At 58.4% G+C, this 18,997-nt stretch carries 15 protein-coding genes and 1 pseudogene; 9 read left to right on the top strand and 7 right to left on the bottom strand.

Annotated features, from left to right (window positions below; genetic code table 11):
• Positions 1–32: 32 nt before the first annotated feature.
• Positions 33–836: a 2OG-Fe(II) oxygenase gene (locus KW841_RS22355; RefSeq protein WP_218479792.1), complete on the top strand. Its 804-nt coding sequence runs from the start codon at positions 33–35 to the stop codon at positions 834–836.
• Positions 837–1,416: 580 nt separating this feature from the next.
• On the opposite strand, the gene KW841_RS22360 is transcribed toward KW841_RS22355, so the two are convergent.
• Positions 1,417–1,740: a hypothetical protein gene (locus KW841_RS22360; protein ID WP_256357921.1), complete on the bottom strand. Its 324-nt coding sequence runs from the start codon at positions 1,738–1,740 to the stop codon at positions 1,417–1,419.
• A 318-nt stretch (positions 1,741–2,058) separates the two neighbouring features.
• Between KW841_RS22360 and KW841_RS22365 the strand changes: the two genes are divergently transcribed.
• Entirely contained in the window at positions 2,059–2,760 is a 702-nt protein-coding gene (locus tag KW841_RS22365; RefSeq protein WP_218479794.1) for an EthD domain-containing protein, read from the top strand.
• A 44-nt stretch (positions 2,761–2,804) separates the two neighbouring features.
• Here the strand turns inward: KW841_RS22365 and KW841_RS22370 are convergent, their stop codons facing one another.
• Positions 2,805–3,740, bottom strand: coding sequence for a LysR substrate-binding domain-containing protein (locus KW841_RS22370; RefSeq protein WP_218479795.1), 936 nt, complete (start codon positions 3,738–3,740; stop codon positions 2,805–2,807).
• Positions 3,741–3,830: 90 nt separating this feature from the next.
• Between KW841_RS22370 and KW841_RS22375 the strand changes: the two genes are divergently transcribed.
• Entirely contained in the window at positions 3,831–4,781 is a 951-nt protein-coding gene (locus KW841_RS22375; protein WP_218479796.1) for a DMT family transporter, read from the top strand.
• A gap of 37 nt (positions 4,782–4,818) precedes the next feature.
• On the opposite strand, the gene KW841_RS22380 is transcribed toward KW841_RS22375, so the two are convergent.
• The 3 genes from KW841_RS22380 to KW841_RS22390 are packed head-to-tail and all read right to left on the bottom strand — an operon-like array spanning position 4,819 to position 8,658.
• The gene (locus KW841_RS22380) at positions 4,819–6,246 is read right to left on the bottom strand and encodes a GGDEF domain-containing protein (RefSeq protein WP_218479797.1); all 1,428 of its coding nucleotides are present in this window, start codon (positions 6,244–6,246) and stop codon (positions 4,819–4,821) included.
• Positions 6,247–6,269: 23 nt separating this feature from the next.
• Positions 6,270–7,229 (bottom strand): alpha/beta fold hydrolase, encoded by a 960-nt coding sequence (locus KW841_RS22385; protein ID WP_218479798.1) that lies wholly within the window; start codon positions 7,227–7,229, stop codon positions 6,270–6,272.
• 16 nt (positions 7,230–7,245) lie between these two features.
• Positions 7,246–8,658 carry an NAD(P)/FAD-dependent oxidoreductase gene (locus KW841_RS22390; RefSeq protein ID WP_218479799.1) on the bottom strand — a complete coding sequence of 471 codons (1,413 nt, stop codon included), beginning with the start codon at positions 8,656–8,658 and terminating at the stop codon, positions 7,246–7,248.
• 367 nt (positions 8,659–9,025) lie between these two features.
• Here KW841_RS22390 and KW841_RS22395 point away from each other — a divergent pair, with 367 nt between their 5' ends.
• Together KW841_RS22395 and KW841_RS22400 are read left to right on the top strand one after the other, a co-directional pair.
• Positions 9,026–9,304 (top strand): DUF2790 domain-containing protein, encoded by a 279-nt coding sequence (locus KW841_RS22395; RefSeq protein WP_095967106.1) that lies wholly within the window; start codon positions 9,026–9,028, stop codon positions 9,302–9,304.
• 279 nt (positions 9,305–9,583) lie between these two features.
• Positions 9,584–10,237 (top strand): hypothetical protein, encoded by a 654-nt coding sequence (locus KW841_RS22400; RefSeq protein WP_218479800.1) that lies wholly within the window; start codon positions 9,584–9,586, stop codon positions 10,235–10,237.
• 102 nt (positions 10,238–10,339) lie between these two features.
• Here the strand turns inward: KW841_RS22400 and KW841_RS22405 are convergent, their stop codons facing one another.
• A complete protein-coding gene (locus tag KW841_RS22405; protein WP_218479801.1) occupies positions 10,340–10,639 on the bottom strand; it encodes a hypothetical protein in 300 nt (99 codons plus the stop codon).
• A gap of 242 nt (positions 10,640–10,881) precedes the next feature.
• A complete protein-coding gene (locus KW841_RS22410; RefSeq protein WP_218479802.1) occupies positions 10,882–11,523 on the bottom strand; it encodes a response regulator transcription factor in 642 nt (213 codons plus the stop codon).
• 339 nt (positions 11,524–11,862) lie between these two features.
• On the opposite strand from KW841_RS22410, the gene KW841_RS22415 reads away from it, so the two are divergent.
• From KW841_RS22415 to KW841_RS29775, 4 genes and pseudogenes are all read left to right on the top strand, one after another.
• Complete coding sequence (locus tag KW841_RS22415) at positions 11,863–16,725, top strand: response regulator (RefSeq protein ID WP_218479803.1); 4,863 nt, start codon at positions 11,863–11,865, stop codon at positions 16,723–16,725.
• Positions 16,722–17,852, top strand: coding sequence for a response regulator (locus tag KW841_RS22420; RefSeq protein WP_218479804.1), 1,131 nt, complete (start codon positions 16,722–16,724; stop codon positions 17,850–17,852). Before KW841_RS22415 ends, KW841_RS22420 begins: the two co-directional genes overlap by 4 nt.
• A gap of 148 nt (positions 17,853–18,000) precedes the next feature.
• Positions 18,001–18,741: a Mut7-C ubiquitin/RNAse domain-containing protein gene (locus KW841_RS22425; RefSeq protein ID WP_218479805.1), complete on the top strand. Its 741-nt coding sequence runs from the start codon at positions 18,001–18,003 to the stop codon at positions 18,739–18,741.
• A 67-nt stretch (positions 18,742–18,808) separates the two neighbouring features.
• Positions 18,809–18,997 (top strand): annotated as a pseudogene (locus KW841_RS29775) (MBL fold metallo-hydrolase); the annotation flags it as partial.

Here is an 18,997-nt window from a genome sequence, read left to right on the forward strand (position 1 = left end):
ACAGGTCGTTATATCAAGTTATCGGAGCAATAATGGCAGTCATCACTCAGGCACTACCCATCACTCTCTCACCGGAGCTTGATTTCGACCAGAAAGACGCCAGCGCCTTTGGTGAGTCATTGACCAGCCAATATGTTCAGGCTACGCCATTTCCGCACATCGTCATCGACAACTTCTTGCACGAAGACCTGATTGCAAGCATTTGCTCGAACTTCCCGGTCGAGCCAACCAACAACGAAATGCTCTACGAGCGCGGCTATAAAGGGCAACGAAAACGTCAAATCAGCCCCAACGAATGCTCTCCGTTTTTAAAGACTGTTTTCAATGCTTTCAACTCGGCCCCCATGTTGCAGTTTCTTGAGAAGTTGACCGGCATCGAAGGCTTGATACCTGACCCCTACTTTACCGGTGGTGGCTTGCATGAAACGAAAAGTGGCGGTTTCCTGGGGGTGCACTCGGACTTCAGGCTCAACAAAAAGCTTAACGTCGAGCGCAGGCTGAATATCATTATTTATCTGAACGAAGACTGGAAAGAGGAGTATGGAGGCAACCTGGAACTTTGGGATGTCAACATGAAAACCTGCCTTAAAAAGGTCTTGCCCATTTATAATCGCTGCGTCGTTTTCAATACAGACAAAGACAGCAACCATGGGCACCCGGAGCCTTTGACGACCCCAGAGCACATTACTCGCAGGTCTATAGCGCTTTATTACTATACCGCCGGCACCTTGGCGATCGATCCCGCGCAAAGAAACAAAACCCACTACAAACCAAGGCCCAAAGATCGTTTCAGCCTCAAGTACTACATGAACAAATTAATCAAGAAGAAAAACTGAGCCATACCGCCAGACGATTGAGTTCGTGCTTTTCAGGCTTTAGCCCGATGCCCGGTCGCGATCAGCTCCGTCGGGCACCCGCACTCGGTGCACGCCGGCAAGCCGAAAGCCTCTGGATCGCTCCTGCTGCAAGGGTAACGGAACGGAAACGTGAGCGAGGGTGTCAGCTGTTTAGACACCCCTGTTTCTTCTCTCAACCCAAATGAAGCGGTGAAGTCATGAACAATATTATCTACCTGGTTGGCGCCGTCGTGATCATCCTGTTTATCCTGTCATTTGTCGGCATGGTCTGATCCAGACTGCCAGATGCCAAGGGCAAAAAAGCCCGCTCAATAGCGGGCTACCTGGAACAGCCCCAAGTGACCAAGGGCTCTCACCCCTGACGTTCGGTGTCTCGAGGGGGCCTCGTTGTTGGGTGGCGCATGCGTTCCCCTGTAGGAGCTGCCGAAGGCTCGGGCCGCGTTCGGACGATCTTTTGATCTTGATCTTCAGCAATCTCCAGATCGCAAAATCAAAATCAAAATCAAAAGATCGCAGCCTTCGGCAGCTCCTACATTATCTGTTTCCCCCCGGGATGCCGTTACAAACCCTTGCGCAAATCGTCCTCCAGCTTTCGACAAACATCTGCGATTATGCTTTTTCCGGCTGCCGGGCCGGAGTAGCTGTCTATTTCCTCGCGGCATTGTTCGGCGGCATCACGGGCCTGCATGCTTTGCTTGTCTCGCGATGTGTTGCTGACATAAAAGCCGACTGCCAGGTACAAGGTGATTGCGACAGTGATTCCGACGATGATCTTGCCGACCCGGCCAATTTTCTTTTCTGGCGGTATTGGCCACCCGGGCTGGATTCGTACTTTTTGCCTGAGGTCGGATTGGCAGTGTTTACATAAAATGGCTTCAGCCATGATGACTTCAGCGCAATAGGGGCAACTCTTTTTTCCAGCCTCCACAGATGAAACTCCTTTTTCAAAACGAGATTCTAACATTGGGTTCGGGGGCGAGAGACAGCGTCGCTGCTCAGCCGGTTGATTCCACAGCCAGAAACGGACAGTCGAGCGTGAGCCCGAACCCAAAGCGCCGGCATCTCCCCGCCTGTTTTTTTGTTGAATAGTCTGTTTGAGGTATTACCGAGGGCTGAGTTTGATCAACCATGACGCCAGTATTTTCCCCACGTGTCTGCACGGTTGCTTCATCCAACAATCACAACGAGGCGCTTGATAGCTATGGAAAAAGTCATCTATCTGCTGTGGCGTGATGCTCAAGTCAGTCCTGATACCTTCAGCCATCGCCTGCGCAGTGAAGTCGCCGGGCAATTGCTGGCACTCGGTGCCTGTGGTGTGCAATTGAACCTGTCCGATGCCGATGTGCAGCCCGCAGCCGGACTGCGCCAGGAAAACAACCGACCACTGCCCGATGCCAGCCTGTCGCTATGGCTGGACAGTGCCAACGGGCCCGCTCGTCGTCCTTTCGACAGCGTCATCACGGCCGCAACGGCACGCATGGCTGCCTACCTGGTATGCGAGTCGGTAGCCATCGCCAATACTCGCTTCCCTTCAACGCCCGGTGAACGTACTCACGGGTTCGCCCAGTTGGCCCTGCTGACCCGACCTCCGCGCCTGACGCACGAAGCCTGGCTGGACATCTGGCGCAACCATCACACCGAGGTGGCCGTAGACACCCAGGACAACTTCCAATACGTGCAAAACCTGGTGGTGCTGGCGCTGTCGCACGGTGCGCCAAGGATCGATGCCATAGTCGAGGAATGTTTCCCACCCGCTGCCATGACCGATCCCCGGGCCTTTTTCAATGCAGTGGGCGATGAGGCGAAATTCCAGCGCAACCTGGCGACGATGATGGACAGCTGCAGCCGATTCATCGATTTCGACAAGATCGACGTGCTGCCTACCAGCCAGTACTGTCTGTAGGACCGACGCCGATTTACGGCGAAGGGCTGATCTGCCCTTGGCCATCAGTCACCCATCGATCCCAGTAGCCACTGGCGAAATATCTCGGCGGAGGCAGAACGCTTGCGATGCTTGAGCGACACCAGGAACTCGCCATTGCCCGTCACGCATTCGAAAGGCGTCACCCGCTGCAATTCTCCCTTGGCCAGCGCCTCATCCGCCATGAACGACCAGGCCAGGCCGATGCCCATGCCTTGTTGAACGGCCCGATACGCCAACGTCAGTTGGTTGAAGACCGGGGCCTTGTCCCGCGCGACGAAGTCGATACCAAAGTGGCCGAACCATTGATGCCAGTCCAGACACTGCCAGGCGCAGGTGTCGATTTGCACCAGGTTGGCTTGCGCCAATTGTTCCAGCGACTCAACCCCCGAGACATCCAGTGAAGGATGAGCCACGGCATAGACGATTTCCGGCAGCAGGAAATCGCTGTCCAGCGAGGGCCATTGGCCGGAACCATAGAGTACGCCCACGTCGAAATCATTGAGGCTGGCCTCATCGAATTCATTCATCGCGTGAACGTGCACGGCGATGTCGGGGTACGCCTTGTTGAATTCGATCAGTTTCGGGAACAGCCAGAATTGGGCCAGGGCATGGGTCGCCAGCACCGAGACAGCGTTGGACTGATGAACGTTGCGAATTCGCGTGACGCTTTGGTACATCGTGGTCAGGAGCACGTTGACCGTCATCAGCAGTTCATCCCCTGCGCTGGTCAACTTGACCCCTCTCGGCTTGCGCTCGAACAGCGGGACGCCCATGCAGTCCTCAAGCTGGCGCATCTGTTTGCTCACGGCGCTCTGGGTCAGAAACAGTTCGCCGGCGGCGCCCGTGAAGCTGGCGTGTCGTCCCACGGCCTCGAACGTGATCAGGGTCTCCAATGGGGGCAAGGTACGCAGATAACGGTTAATGACGGTTCTCCGGGACTGGCGATTGCAGCAAGACATTCCCCTGCGGAATGGGTGACCAACTTTATATCGCAGGTGGCGCTTATCTGCCATGGCTAGAATGCGGCTAAACAGCCTGCCAGAGCCGAGATGATGAACAGTGGCGTTGTATTTGCGATATTGGCAGGTGCCATCTGGGGTGGCGTGATTATCGGCCCTTCGTTGCTGCCGGAATTCAATGCCGTGCTGATCAGCAGCGTACGGTTTGCCCTGTACGGGATGATCTCGCTCCTCGTGGCCTTGCCCTTCGCGTCCCGCCTGCTGTCGCGTTTGACCCGCGGCGATGCCTGGATGCTGCTGCGTCTGTCACTGACCGGCAATGTCCTGAACTACGCGCTCCTGGGCGCTTCCGTACAGCTGAGCGGGGTGACCGCGGCCGCCCTTATCAACGGCATGATGCCGGTCGCCATCACTTTTCTGGGGCGTAGCGATGCAGGGTCCCTGCCCCTGACCAGGCTCAAGCTCCCTCTGCTGCTGGTATTCCTGGGCATCGTATCGGTCAGTCTGGAACATACCGGCGTGCAGGTGGCGAGCACCTCGCTGTCTTCCCGGTTGCTGGGCCTGGCCTGCGGGTTCAGTGCCGTGGCCTGCTGGTCGTGGTACGCCACCCACAACGCCCGGTATCTCAAGCAAAGCCATTTCAACAGCAGCGAGTGGTCGACGCTGACCGGCATCGTGACGGGCATCGTGGCGATCGTGTTCGGCTTCGCGGCCTTGATGCTGTTTCCGAACCTGGTGCCCTCTGAGGTTGAAAGCAGCCGCTGGACGACTTTCCTGTGGGTTTGCCTGTTCCTGGCACTCTGTGGTTCATGGCTGGCCAATGGGCTCTGGAATGCTTGCTCGCGTCGAATGCCCGCGTCGTTGAGCGGCCAGATGATCGTGTTCGAAACGCTGTTTGCCTGCGTATACGGTTTTCTGTTCAGCCAGCGCATGCCTGGCTTGATGGAAGTGGTCTCGATCGTGTTGCTGGTGGGCGGGGTCGTATGGGCGGCGAAACGTCATCGGATAATGCCGGTGAAACAGGCTGAACCCTGCGAGTGACAGCCCATACCGTGGCGCAACGACTTCGAGACGACGGTCAAGGCAGAGGTTGCAGGCTGGTCTTGAAGGCCGTGACCACACGGTTACGGCCTTGGTGTTTAGCGTGATACAGGCGTTGATCGGCGGTACGCAGAATGGCCTCGATGGTGTCGCCATCGCGGCCGGATTGCGATACACCGATGCTCACTGTGACCACGGTTGGCCGCTGCAGGCCATGAAAAGAACTATTGGCAACGCTGCTTCGCAGACGCTCGGCGATTTCGTGCGCGCCTTCAAGTGAAGTCTGAGGCAGCAGTATCATGAATTCTTCTCCGCCGACTCGGGCCACGCCGTCATACGGCCGGATCGAATCGAGGCATTTTTCCACGAAACTCTTCAGGATGTCATCGCCCACCTGGTGCCCGAAGCGATCGTTGATGGACTTGAAATTATCCAGGTCCAGTGCCAACACGGAGAACGGCGCATCGCCGCGTTTGGTCCGGCCGATTTCGCCTTCGACCCGCTCCATGAACCGACGCCGATTATCAGCGCCTGTCAGTGGATCGGTCGCCGCAAGGTGCCCCAGTTCCTGATTGGTGCGCTGGAGTTCCTGCAAGGCGTTCTCGGCATACGCCATCGCTTCGGCAAGACGCACCATCAACTCCTCCTGGCTGTAGATCCTGGAAAACGACCGCGTGGTGAGGAACGCTTGCACGACTCCATAGCTCAACATGAAGAACCCACCGGCGAAGATCGCGTGCGCGAGCCACCACATATGGTTCCACGGACGTGCAAGGATGAAGGCAAGGGAGGACAGCGCGAACGCGGTGACCGAGATGATGAAAATGCTCATCAGCGGCGAACGGATACGGCGCAGCAGAAGTATGGTCACGGTCAACGTGGAAAGAACGAGGGCTCCCCCCTCCATCGACAGGCGCACCGCGAGATTGCTGGCGATCGGCGAATTCGCGACGTACGCCACTGCCACGTCAACCACCAGGAACAGTCCTATCCAGGTCAACCACGGGCGGGCCTTCATTCGCTGGTCCGCGGCATCCGGTGGGCGGTGGTACGACAGCATTCCGATCAACAGCAAGATCGACATGACCAGGCGAGAGGCCGGTCCATAAAGCAGGAAGAGCCAGATATTGTGGTGTGCAAGCCCGGTGAACGCACCATGCAACGCGTAGATCACTACAAAGCCGAGAAATCCAAGCGTCATCCATCGCAGCAGCGGCTCTCCGGATGACTGATAACAGCGCCACGTGACGTAAGTAACAAACAGGCCTGCCAGGGTGGCTGCCGTGATCGCAAAGATGTGGAACAGGTGATTCTCGAATAAAAGCGTGGGGTCCTGAAAAAAGTACAGGTAGCCGATCAGATAGGCCGGAACCAGCGCAAACCCTGCGAGCAGCAAGCAGGCGTAAACCTTGACCATCAGGCGAACGGCTTCAGGTGGCTCGTCGGTGGCGATGAGATTGCTCATGGGTCCCTCCGGTTTCGATCCATTCATAGTTTTTTCAGAAAGCCCAGTAGCAGCTCATTGACCTCTGTCGCGCGCTCTTGCTGTATCCAGTGGCCGGCACCTTCGAGGATATGACACCCGCGCAGTTCCGGGAGTGTCTGCGCGAAGGCTTCGATCTGCCGCGGGGAACTGGGAAACTTCAGCACGGCGTCGCGGCTGCCGGCAATGAACATCGACGGCTGCCGAATAATGCAACCGCGCCAGGGTGCCAGCAGTGCCCATGAGCGCGTCATGTTGCGGTACCAGTTCAAGCCGCCGCGAAATCCGCTGCGGGTGAATTCGCGTGTGTAGTAGGCAATATCCTCCAGGCTTAGCCAGCCTGGCAGGGTTTCAGGCTCGATCATCGCGCCCAGGAAGCCCTGGCCCGGCTGCAGCCGGCCGAACACCAGCCCCTCGGGGCCGTCTCCCGAGCCACTGAAGTAGATGCGCCGGATCGACGACTCGACGTCCCTTTCCAGCTCGGCTTCGGCCACACCCGGCGCCTGGAAATACTGGATGTAGAAGTCGCTGATCCCCCGCGAGACCAGCGCACTGAGGAGCTCCACGCGCGCCGGCGGCGAGAACGGAACGCTCATGCCGACCACTGCGCGAAACAGATCGGGTCGCAGCAAGGCGGCGCTCCAGGCCACCTGCGCTCCCCAATCATGGCCGACGATCACGGCTTGCCGTTCGCCGAGTGCGTTGACCAACTCGACCATGTCGCCTACCAGGTGCAGCGTGGTGTAGGCGTCGGGCTCGGCCGGCGCATCTGTGCCGCCATAGCCGCGCATGTCGGGCGCTACCGCCCTGTAGCCGGCGGCCGCCAGCGCCGCAAGCTGGTTGCGCCACGAGTACCACAGCTCCGGAAAACCATGGCACAGCAAGACCAGCGGACCGCTACCTTGCGTGGCTATCCGCATGCGGATGCCATTGATGTCGAGCAGTTCGAAGTGTGGCTCGTTCATGTGCGCTTCCTGCGATTCAAGCGATGGCCCCCAGCAACCGTGGCAAGTTCGCCAGAGCCTGCTGCCTGCTGACGGAGAGCTGATGCAGCTGTGCCAGTTTCTCGGTGTCGGTTTCCTTAAGGCCCCTGACCACCGCTGTCATAAAGAACAAACGCGACTGCTTGATCCAGCGGGACAAGCCTTCATGCTCTCCCCAGCGTAGCTGGTTACTCAGGTGGACCGCCCAGATTCTGATCCAGTCCGTGGGGATTTGAGGCGCAGGGACCATCTTGCACAGCGCGTTCATTTGCGCTTGATCGACCAGGTGGCTTTCCACATAGGCAATCAAGGCGGCGCTGAACACGGGTTGGCAGCTGCTGACCATCAACAGGTTGATCTTGCCGCCGTCGAACACCTTCATTTCAAGCAGTGTCGGGATGGCACTGGCGCTGCAGTCAATGTGCAAAGCATGTGGGCTCGTGGTAATGCTGCCCTGCTCGAGCGCAATGCGCGTTGGCTCGATAACGCGCACCCTCCCCAGGCGCACGACGTTGTCGATGCGTCGAAGCTCGCATAATTCCGCTTGGGTGACGGTGGCGCAGCGGTAAACAGTGGGTTCGACGGACTTGTCCAGGCGCAAGAGCTGGCCCGTCGCCTCAAGCCTTAAGAACAGGTCCGGGATCGAGTCTGCGGCGGCGATGGCCTCGAACTGTGCCCTGAGACCGCCGATGGTTCTTTCGAAGCTGTCGAGGCCGGGTTGCACATTGGCCCGGTCGATCAACCACGGATCGTTCGGCATGATCCAGCAGATGGTTGCGGGCGCAACACCGTTTTGCAGCAACCACAGGCAAGCGTCGATCCCGGTCTTGCCCGCCCCCACCACGACGTAGCTGGCGTATGGGTGGCGGATTTTCGGCAAGTCGTTCAGTGGCACGCATTGCACGCCGGGTTCCACCCTGTACCTGGGCGGATGGGTCGAGGGCACTGCGGTCTGGGCATGGGTGGCATCCACCACCTTTTTGTGCACCCGGACCTGATGGTCTGCGCCGCTGACGAGCGAGGTAAACCGGTGATCGTCAAGGCGGTCGCCGGTGTAGTTGCACATGGGGAAAAAACGGACTCGACCTGAGGGCAGAAACTGCTGATTCATCACCTGATTGAAGTAGCTCACCACCTCGGCGCCGGAGGCTAGCTCATACAAGCCCTCGTTCAGTGCCGTCGTGTCTTTCGTTCCGCTGCCCAGCTCCCGTGAGTTGACGCCATAGCAGGTCGAGGGCTGGTGTAACCGTACGAACGGGTAGGCATCATTCCAGTGCCCGCCAGCGCGATCGTGCCGATCCACCATCACGATACGTGCATTGGTTTCCTTGAGTAGCGTATCGACGAAGGCCATGGCCATCGCGCCAGCACCGATGACCAGGTAATCGGTTTCGATCGGATTTTCGTCCATATGGCTGCACCTTCCCGAAGGTTGCCCTCCTTCAACCTCCGTAGATTAGCCAGCCATGCCACGGGCAATAGAACGAATGCTTCTGACCTCCATAACCAATGGAATCAATGGCTGCAGCCCGCGCATTCACCCTGCGTAAAAATCCGTCATGACATGTTATGACCTCCTTCAAAAACGGACTTTTACCAACAAATTCAGGGGTTTTAGGACGAATGGTCGAAAGGCGTCAAGCGCGGGGAATTGCAGAGAGTTTGCAGCCACTACAGGCTTTTCAGACAGGCACGTTCGTCGTGGTGAAGTGAACTTCACTTTCATCACGTGTCACATTAAGTCCTTGTCAAGTGAACTTCAGTGGAGGTACAGCCTTATGAGCATGGCCACGATAGTCAGTGCCGTGATTTCCAGTCTCGCACCCAGTGTCTTTGACCAGAACAACCTGCAAGACCCGGGCGCGCATGTCTCAGCCGTCGAATACCACTACGGTATGGACATCGATGTGAAACGGGTATTGCAGCGCACCGATACATCCGACAAGACCGGCGTCGTACCGGTGACCCTGGTCTACGAAGACAGCGAGGGCGAGATTCACAAGATCCGTTTCCTCGAATGGGGTGGAAGCCCCGCCGACCCCACCAGCATTGCCTGATCCGCACGTCGATCGGGTTCCGGGCGTAGCCGCCCCGCAACAAGAAGCGGAAGTTAACCTCCTGTGCACTCAGTGTGATTGAGGTTTTGTGTTACCTGAAAATGGACATATTCGAATGACTGAAAATTCATTCGCGAAACTCACTATTATCTTGGTGGCGTATTGCCCCAGGATTAATTGATAACAATGGCTGAATCCAAATGGCAATCAGCAATGGCAAACTTCAATCAAGTCGTGCCGAGAGCCAAGTTGATTCACTATTAAATAAAAGAGGTCACCATGGAACTTAGTATGTTTTCTTCGTCCACCGTGGAATATGTGCGTTTGGGCGTTGTATATTTTCATCTTATCGCCTGTTGCGTGGCAATCGGGCTTGTGTTGACCAGTGACATTGCAATGGTCAAGCAACTCCTGAAGGGGGATGCGTCAGGTCACCAAGATGACGCGCACATGGAAAGCCTTCAAAAAACCGTATCGCTTGCACTTGTAGCGCTTTGGATTACTGGCATTGGTATTGTCGGGATCGATTATGCCGGTAAAGGGATGGAGTATTTCCTCAATCCAAAACTGCAAGCCAAAATCGGCATCGTCGTGCTGCTGACCTTTAACGGCTTCCTGTTGCATAGCGCTGTATTGCCGGCGCTGAAAAAAGCCGGTTCGATACTCAAACTCTCCTTCAACTTGCGCATGCTGGCGCTGTTCTCCGGCGCGCTCTCTGGTGTGTCCTGGTTCTATGCCGCCATGCTCGGTGTCGGTCGTCCGCTGGCCTGGAAATACTCGCTGGTCGAGTTGCTGGCGGCCTATCCGGTTCTCATCGTCGGCGGTTTCGGGATGATGGTCCTGCTTACTGCCTGGGCAAAAAACAGAGACACCGAAACGCGTAGGGAGCAAGGCTTCAGGATTCCAGGAAACGCCGCCCTCGCTGGATGGTGAAGCCAGGCTGAACAAGGACGTTCAGCTTTAGCCAATGAAATCCGCTGTTAGCAGTTCGAAAACGGTGCTGCTAACGCCGGTTTAAACGAGATCCAGCGGCCCCTATCGCTTCCCCTTCATGCAGACTACGGAAAGATAAGCCCCCCAAAGAACACCAGATACGGCAAGTATCAGCTCCGGATTGAAAATACTCTGTTCGACCGGCGCCACCAGGATTTCGCTATAAAGGCACATTGCGCCAGCGATCAACGCAATAAAGTAGCCAGTCCGTGTTCTGGTCCGGCGCAGCAATAGAACCTTTTTCAGACCCTCTTCTTTCCATTCCTGGCGGGGCATGAGTTGGATTTCCTCCAGCAGCACTACCCCCCACAGTAATGCGCATAACCCATAACCTATCATCATGACGCCCTCCAGTTTGAACGTTGATTCAACATGAATGCAGCGTGCACTCAGTGCTCAACTTGTGAATATCCATTCCGGAGTCTTTTCTGACTCGTTGACGAAGACAACTCCATTGAGCAGACCAATATATTCCGAGGGGTAAATATGCTTGATCGGGACGGTCTCCGCTATCGACGTTAGCAGGAGTTCTTTGTGGAGATATCAGCCAAAAGCTTGTAGTGGTTCCACTACAAGCAGTCACTCTAGGTTAACAAGCCGTTTTCAAGTGCATAGCGGGCCAGTTTCGCGTTGCTGTCCATCCCGGTTTTTTCCAGGATGCGTGCCCGGTACGTCGTGACGGTGCTCGGACTCAAGTGCAGTATCTGAGCGATGCGCACAATTCTTTCGCCTGCAGCGAGGAGCTTCAGTACTTCAAGCTCCCGGTCGGAGAGCGCTTCGTGGGGTGCCTCGTCGCCTCTGCCAATAGCATTGACCAGTTTTTCCGCCAGCTCGGGACTGACGTGCTTGCCGCCTGAGGCCACCTTGCGAACGGCCGCCACCAGGGTGGCTGCGGAAATATCCTTGGTGAGGTATCCCGCTGCGCCGTGCTTGATTGCGCGTAACGCATAGGCCTCGACCGAATGCATGCTCAACATCAGAACGGCGAGCTTGGGCTTGTGCGCGCGCATGAGTTTGAGAAGCTCGAGGCCGTTCTTGTCGGGAAGCTGAATATCGACCAGCGCCACGTCGAAATCCTGCTCGCGGACCAGGAGCATGGCGTCTTGCGCCGTCTCGGCTTCACCCGTTACGTCGATCTCGCCGGCCGTCTCCAGCATGCGTCGCACACCGCTACGCACGATGCTGTGATCATCCACCAGCAGGACTCTGATTTTTCGGTCAGTCATCTATCTTTTCCATTCGCACCCGCAAGGCCCTAGCCGTCTCGTGTCTCGATGTACAGATGATGTTGAACCCGCCGGCCCAGAGGCGCGCGCTCATGCATTCCCACACCAACCCTGCGGCCAGTGGCCAGCAAGCCATTGAATCTGCTGCCGGGCTCTACGTTAGCAGGTCGGGATTGCACTGCAAGATGACAATTTCCCCCAGGATCCGGGGCATTGCACCAACCTTGCTAGTATTTCGTAAGCCAGCGCGCAGTTTTCAACAGGGTAAACACTGCAATGCCGGCTCTTGCGGCAAGGGGTGATGCCTTGCCCGCGGCATCATTTTGACTGGACAAAGACATGGCCACAGTGACGACACCGATCGAAGTATTGGACATGAAGACATTGCTGGCAGCGCTGAAGTCGTTGCGCAAAGGTGACTTCACCACGCGCATGCCGGAAGACTGGACCGGCATGCCGGGCAAGATCGCCGACACGCTCAACGAGATCATCGACATGGCGGCCGAGACCACCACCGAATTCGAACGCGTGGCGCAACTGATCGGCAAGCAGGGCAAGGTCGATGAGCGAATCCAATTGCCGATGATGAAAGGCTCGTGGCAAAAGATCGTCAACTCCAGCAATGCGCTCACCAGCGACCTCATCAGCCCGATGAACGAGATCATTCGCGTGGTCGGTTCGGTGGCCGAGGGTAATCTGAGCCAGCAGGTACCGCCGGTACTCGACGGCCTGAAACTGCGGGGCCAGTTCCTCAAGTCCGCCGAGATCGTCAACACCATGGTGACGCGACTGGGCTCCTTCGCTTCCGAGGTCACCCGCGTGGCGCGCGAAGTGGGTACTGAGGGCATTCTCGGCGGGCAGGCCAATGTCAAAGGGGTGTCCGGCACCTGGAAAGACCTGACCGACTCCGTCAACGACATGGCCGCCAACCTGACCACCCAGATGCGCAACATCGCTTACGTGACCACGGCAGTGGCCAAAGGCGATCTGGGCAAGACGATTACCGTCGAAGCCCGGGGTGAGATTCTCGAGCTGAAAAACACCATCAACACCATGGTCGGCCAGCTCTCGAGTTTCGCTGCGGAGGTGACCCGCGTGGCGCTGGAAGTCGGTACCGAAGGCAAGTTGGGCGGCCAGGCGGAAGTGCGCGGTGTCTCGGGCACCTGGCGCGACCTGACCGAATCGGTCAACGGCATGGCGGCCAACCTGACCACCCAGGTGCGCAACCTCGCCCAGGTGACGACGGCGGTGGCGCGCGGCGACCTCGGCAAGAAAATTACCGTTGAAGCCAAGGGCGAGATTCTCGAACTGAAAAACACCATCAACACCATGGTCGACCAGCTCTCCAGCTTCGCCTCGGAGGTGACACGGGTCGCGCTGGAAGTCGGTACCGAAGGCAAACTGGGTGGACAGGCCGAAGTGACCGGCGTGTCCGGCACCTGGAAGGACTTGACCAATTCGGTCAACGGCATGGCAGCCAACCTGACCACCCAGGTGCGCAACATTGCCGACGTGACGACGGCGGTGGCCAACGGCGATCTGTCGCGCAAGATCACAGCCGAAGCCAAAGGTGAAATTCTCCAGCTCAAGGAAACCATCAACACCATGGTGGACCAGCTCTCGACCTTTGCCGACGAAGTGACGCGCATGGCTCGCGAGGTGGGGACTGACGGCAAACTCGGCGGCCAGGCCAAGGTGACGGGCGTCGGTGGCACCTGGAAAGACTTGACCGACTCGGTCAACAGCATGGCGGCCAACCTGACCAATCAGGTGCGCAACATCGCCGACGTGACGACGGCGGTGGCCAAAGGCAACCTGGGGCGCAAGATCACCGTGGAAGCCAAGGGCGAAATCATGGAGCTGAAGAACACCATCAACACCATGGTGGACCAGCTCAACAGCTTTGCCGCCGAAGTGACGCGGGTGGCGCGCGAAGTCGGCACCGAAGGCAAGCTCGGGGGGCAGGCACAGGTGCAAGGCGTGTCCGGCACCTGGAGGGATCTGACCGAAAACGTGAACTTCATGGCGGCCAACCTGACCAGCCAGGTGCGAGGCATCGCGAAAGTGGTGACCGCCGTCGCCAACGGCGACATGAAGAAGAAACTGACACTGGAAGCCAAGGGTGAGATCGCCGAACTGGCCGACACCATCAACGGTATGACCGATACGCTGGCGCTGTTCTCCGACCAGGTGACCTCGGTGGCGCGTGAAGTGGGCGTCGAGGGCAAGCTGGGGGGCCAGGCCCACGTGCCGGGTGCTGCCGGCACCTGGCGCGACCTGACGGACAACGTCAACGGTCTGGCGGCCAACCTGACCAACCAGGTGCGTGCAATTGCCGATGTGGCGACTGCGGTGACCAAGGGCGATCTGACCCGTTACGTGGAGGTGGAAGCAAAGGGTGAAGTGGCGGAACTCAAGGACAACGTCAACGAGATGATCCGCAACCTGCGCGAAACCACGCGGCAAAACGCGGAGCAGGACTGGCTCAAGAGCAATCTGGCGAAATTCAACCGCCTGCTGCAGGGTCAGCGCGATCTGGCGGCAGTCTCCAAGATGGTGCTGTCTGAACTGGCTCCGCTGATCAACGCCCAGCACGGTGTGTTCTACATGATGGACGAGAACCCGCCGGATCCTGCGAAACTCAAGCTGCTGTCCGCTTATGCGTACAAGGGCAACATCAATGTGAACGATGAGTGGCGGCTCGGCGAGGGCCTGGTCGGGCAATGCGCCTACGAGAAGCGGCGCATCCTGCTGACTGATGTACCGGCCGATTACGTCGCGATTTCATCGGGACTCGGTGCTGCCGCCCCGCTGAATATCATCGTGTTGCCGATCCTGTTCGAGAACAAGGTCAAGGCCGTCGTCGAAATGGCTTCGTTCACGCGCTACAGCATCATTCATCAAACCTTCCTTGATCAGCTGGCCGAATCCATCGGTATCGTGCTCAACACGATCGAAGCCAATATGCGTACCGAAGAACTGCTCAAGCAGTCGCAATCGCTGGCGCACGAACTGCAAAGGCAACAGGAGGAATTGAGACAGACCAACGAGGAGCTGGAGGACAAGGCCGGACTGCTGGCGGAGCAGAAAGCCGAAGTCGAGCGCAAGAACCGCGAAGTCGAAATCACCAAGCTGTCGCTGGAGGAGAAGGCGGAGCAGCTGACGCTGACCTCGAAGTACAAGTCCGAATTCCTATCCAGCATGTCCCATGAGCTCAGAACGCCATTGAACAGCTTGCTGATCCTGGCCCGGCAGCTCAGCGACAACGCGGAACACAATCTCACCCCCAGGCAGGTCGAATATGCCAAGACCATCCGCAGCGCGGGCAAAGACCTGCTGGAGCTGATCGACGAGATTCTCTACCTGTCCAAGATCGAGTCGGGTACGGTCACACTGGATCTGAATGAAGCGCTGTTCGCCGATCTGCACGACCAGATCGAACGCACCTTCCGGCCGGTCGCCGAAAGCCGCGGCCTGACCTTCACGATCGAACTGGCGCCTACCCTGCCCCCCGCCTTGTGGACCGACGAAAAGCGCCTGCTGCAGGTGGTCAAGAACCTGCTGTCCAACGCCTTCAAGTTCACTGAGCAAGGCAGCGTCAAGATCAGCATCGAGCCCGTTGTGTCCGGGTGGAGTGTGGATCACAGCGAACTGAATCGCGCCGATGCGGTGGTCGCCTTCGTGGTCACCGACACCGGCATTGGCGTATCGGCCGGCAAGCAGAAGCTCATCTTCGAGGCGTTCCAGCAAGCCGATACCGGAACCTCACGAAAATACGGCGGCACCGGCCTCGGCCTGTCGATCAGCCGCGAGCTCGCACACCGGCTGGGCGGTGAGCTGCGGCTGATCCCCGGTGAGATCGGCAAGGGCAGTACTTTTGCGCTGTACGTGCCCTTGCGAACACAGGATGCCCAGCGTCAGATGCTGGACGAACCCGCGACAGAGGCAGTACCTGGCCAGGTCAGGCGCGACCTTATGTCAGGCCCTTCTGCACAGATACTCGACGACCGCGAGTCGGTCCAACCCGGGGACCAGGTGCTGCTGATGCTCGAGGGCGACGCCCGATTCGCCGGCATCCTGCTCGAGGCCGCGCACCAGAAGGGGTTCAGGGCTATCGTCACGACCCGTGGCGCGGATGCGCTGGAACTTGTCGAGCGCTTCAAACCCGCCGCGATCACGCTGGACCCGGGCCTGACAGACATCGATGGCTGGTTGCTGCTCGAGCAGTTGAAGGGAAATTTCGCCACGCGTCACATCCCGGTCCAGATCATCTCGAGCACTGACGACCGCACACGCGGGCTGCGCTATGGCGCTTTCGACTATCTGCTCAAGCCAGTCACAGCCGATGAGATTCAACATGCGCTGGTCGGCATCGTCGCATTCGCGGGACGCAAGACCAGGAACCTGCTGCTGATCGACGGCAACGAAGCGAACCGCGCCCGCATCCTCGATCTACTCGACAACACCGACGTGAAGATCGAAACGACCGCCAGCGGCGCTGAGGCCTTGAAGACACTGGCAAAGAAACGCTACGACTGCATGGCAATCCATCTCGAACTGCCCGACGCATCCGGCATCAAGCTCCTCGAGGCGTTACAGGAAGACCAGGCCAGGCGTGAACTGCCGATTGTCGTCTACGGTGCAGAGACACTGACCAAGCCGCAACACGAGCGTTTCCGGACACTGCTGGGCAAGGGCGTGATCAAGGCCGTTCAATCCCCCGAGCGCATACTCGACGAAACCGCACTGTTTCTACACCGTGTCGTCGACAGGCTGTCGCAGACCCAGCGCAGGATGCTGGAAAAACTCTATGAGGGGTCGGACAGCCTCGAGGGCAAAAAGGCCCTGGTGGTCGACGACGACGTGCGCAATATCTTTGCCCTGACCAGCGTGCTCGAGAGCAACAACATGCGGGTGGCCACGGCCGAAAACGGCCGGACCGCCATAGAACTGCTGCAGCAGCAGCCCGATACCGACATCGTGCTGATGGACATCATGATGCCCGAGATGGATGGCTTTGAAACCATGCGCCAGATCCGTACCTTCAAACGATTTGAAGCCCTGCCCATGATTGCGCTGACGGCCAAGGCGATGATGGGTGACCGTGAAAAGTGCATCGAGGCAGGCGCCTCGGACTATGTCAGCAAGCCGGTGGATACCGACCAGCTGCTGTCACTGATGCGCAAATGGCTCTATCGATGAAGCAACCTCCGGTATTCAAAGAGAACGCCCAGGTGCGGCACCTTGCCCCGCCGGATGGCGTGCCAGCCTCCGTGTTGCTGGTGGATGACAATCCCGCCAAGCTCACGGCGCTCGCCGCGGTAATTACCGACATGGGCCTCGATGTCGCCACGGCGACGTCCGGACGCGAGGCGCTGCGCCTGCTATTGCAGCGCGACTTCGCCGTCATTCTGCTCGACGTGAAAATGCCGGCAATGGACGGTTTTGAAACCGCCGCACTCATTCACGGCCGCCCGAAGTCGGCCCATACGCCCATTATCTTCGTCACCGCGGAGGCCGACACGGATTCCGAGCGTTTCCGCGGTTACACGTCCGGTGCCGTGGATTACATCTTCTCGCCGATTGTCGCCGAAGTGCTTCGCGCCAAGATCCAGGTGTTTGTCGACCTGTTCTACTTGCAACGCAAACTGACGATGCAGACCGAAGAATTGCTGCAATCGAAACGGCAGCTGCGTGAACTGGCCTCCTATCAGGAGCACCTCAAGGAAGAAGAGCGAAAGCGCATCGCACGCGACATCCACGACGAGCTGGGACAGAGTCTGCTGGCGTTGCGCATCGACGTCTCCATGCTGCAGGCGCGCACCGCCACCCTGCACCCCAGGCTCAACGAAAAGGCCAGCGATGCGCTGAATCACCTCGATACAGCCATCCGCAGTGTGCGCAGTATCATCAATGATCTTCGGCCCCCCGTACTCGACCTGGGATTGCAGGCCGCGATCGAGTGGCAACTTGAAGAGTTCCGCCAGCGCAGCGCGATCGATTGCACGATGTCGGCGAAAGACGAAAATTTCCGTTGCGACCTGAACGAAAAATCCGCCACGACGCTGTTCCGCATCGTGCAGGAATCACTGTCGAATATTGCCCGGCACGCGCAAGCGACACAGGTGCATATCGAACTCTCCAGGGAGGGTCGCCGGCTTTACCTGCAGATCAAGGACAACGGCGTAGGCATGACGGATCGCAAAAAACTGAACTCGTTCGGGCTGGTGGGCATGAAGGAGCGCATCAGCATGCTGGGTGGGGAATTCACGATCGACAGCGCACCGGACAAAGGAACGAGATTGAGCATATCGCTGCCCATCGACTGACGTGGATATCAATTTCTAGCAGTACATCCTGCATCGAAGCTCCATGGCATCATCCATTTCAACATGATGACGATCGTAGTTTGGGACCCGCCGGAGAAAATCTCCGGACCGGACTCGCTCATCCTGCAGCCCTGCCATACTGTTCAGCATGACCAGTGCAACCTTTCGCTTCTACGAGGAGCTCAACGATTTCCTGCCGGCCGAACGGCGGCGGCAATCCTTCACTTGCGAATGCGCGCGAGGGGCGACGGTCAAGCACATGATCGAGGCGCTCGGGGTACCGCACACCGAAGTCGAACTGGTGCTGCTCAACGGCGAGTCGGTGGGCTTCGAGCGGGTGATCCTCGACAGTGACCGGCTGGCGGTGTATCCAAAGTTCGAAGCGCTGGACATCAGCCCGCTGCTCAAGGTTCGTGCGCAACCTTTACGGGTGCTGCGCTTCGTCGCTGATGCGCACCTTGGCGGGCTGGCCAGCCTGCTGCGCATGAGCGGCTTCGACACCCTCTATGACAATGGCTTCGAGGATGGCCAGATCGCCGAGATCGCTGCGCAGCAAGGACGCATTGTGCTAACCCGCGACCGCGAACTGCTCAAGCGCCGGATCATCAGCCATGGCTGTTATGTGCATGCCCTGAAACCGTCGCTGCAGCTGCGCGAACTGTACGAGCGCCTCGACCTGGCGCGTAGCGCACGGCCATTCAGCTTGTGCCTTCATTGCAACCTGCCGCTGCACGAGATCAGCCCGGAACTGGCTCGGTCGCAGGTGCCGCCACGCGTTGGCGCCCTCTACTCGCACTTCCTGCGCTGCGACGCCTGCAAACGGGTTTACTGGGAGGGTTCGCACTGGCGCGGTATGTGTGCATTGCTGGCACCTCTGCTGGACCGATAGCCGCGCGGGCCGGCTGCGTTGCCAGGGATAACTGGCTTTTGCATCAGGTAGATAACGGCCAGAAGCCCATCCCGACTGGCACAACGGCTCCGAGCACGATCCCAAGGAATCGGTTCGCGTTCGAGTCCGCCTGCTACAGGAGGCGGCGGCGAGCGGCGAGTTGTTCGTCGCCACTCACCTGCCCTTCCCCTCGGTCGGCCGAGTGGCGGTCGACGGTGACGCTTTCCGCTGGATTGCGGCCTTCTGGGATTATTGA

This window comes from Pseudomonas sp. PDM28 (genome assembly GCF_019219115.1).
Lineage (GTDB): Bacteria > Pseudomonadota > Gammaproteobacteria > Pseudomonadales > Pseudomonadaceae > Aquipseudomonas > Aquipseudomonas laurylsulfatiphila.

Bases quoted from the DNA above. Each gene is read 5' to 3' on its own strand.
- KW841_RS22355 (WP_218479792.1), top strand. From the start codon at position 33: ATGGCAGTCATCACTCAGGCACTACCCATCACTCTCTCACCGGAGCTT.
- KW841_RS22360 (WP_256357921.1), bottom strand. From the start codon at position 1,740: ATGGCTGAAGCCATTTTATGTAAACACTGCCAATCCGACCTCAGGCAA.
- KW841_RS22365 (WP_218479794.1), top strand. From the start codon at position 2,059: ATGGAAAAAGTCATCTATCTGCTGTGGCGTGATGCTCAAGTCAGTCCT.
- KW841_RS22370 (WP_218479795.1), bottom strand. From the start codon at position 3,740: ATGTCTTGCTGCAATCGCCAGTCCCGGAGAACCGTCATTAACCGTTAT.
- KW841_RS22375 (WP_218479796.1), top strand. From the start codon at position 3,831: ATGATGAACAGTGGCGTTGTATTTGCGATATTGGCAGGTGCCATCTGG.
- KW841_RS22380 (WP_218479797.1), bottom strand. From the start codon at position 6,246: ATGAGCAATCTCATCGCCACCGACGAGCCACCTGAAGCCGTTCGCCTG.
- KW841_RS22385 (WP_218479798.1), bottom strand. From the start codon at position 7,229: ATGAACGAGCCACACTTCGAACTGCTCGACATCAATGGCATCCGCATG.
- KW841_RS22390 (WP_218479799.1), bottom strand. From the start codon at position 8,658: ATGGACGAAAATCCGATCGAAACCGATTACCTGGTCATCGGTGCTGGC.
- KW841_RS22395 (WP_095967106.1), top strand. From the start codon at position 9,026: ATGAGCATGGCCACGATAGTCAGTGCCGTGATTTCCAGTCTCGCACCC.
- KW841_RS22400 (WP_218479800.1), top strand. From the start codon at position 9,584: ATGGAACTTAGTATGTTTTCTTCGTCCACCGTGGAATATGTGCGTTTG.
- KW841_RS22405 (WP_218479801.1), bottom strand. From the start codon at position 10,639: ATGATGATAGGTTATGGGTTATGCGCATTACTGTGGGGGGTAGTGCTG.
- KW841_RS22410 (WP_218479802.1), bottom strand. From the start codon at position 11,523: ATGACTGACCGAAAAATCAGAGTCCTGCTGGTGGATGATCACAGCATC.
- KW841_RS22415 (WP_218479803.1), top strand. From the start codon at position 11,863: ATGGCCACAGTGACGACACCGATCGAAGTATTGGACATGAAGACATTG.
- KW841_RS22420 (WP_218479804.1), top strand. From the start codon at position 16,722: ATGAAGCAACCTCCGGTATTCAAAGAGAACGCCCAGGTGCGGCACCTT.
- KW841_RS22425 (WP_218479805.1), top strand. From the start codon at position 18,001: ATGACCAGTGCAACCTTTCGCTTCTACGAGGAGCTCAACGATTTCCTG.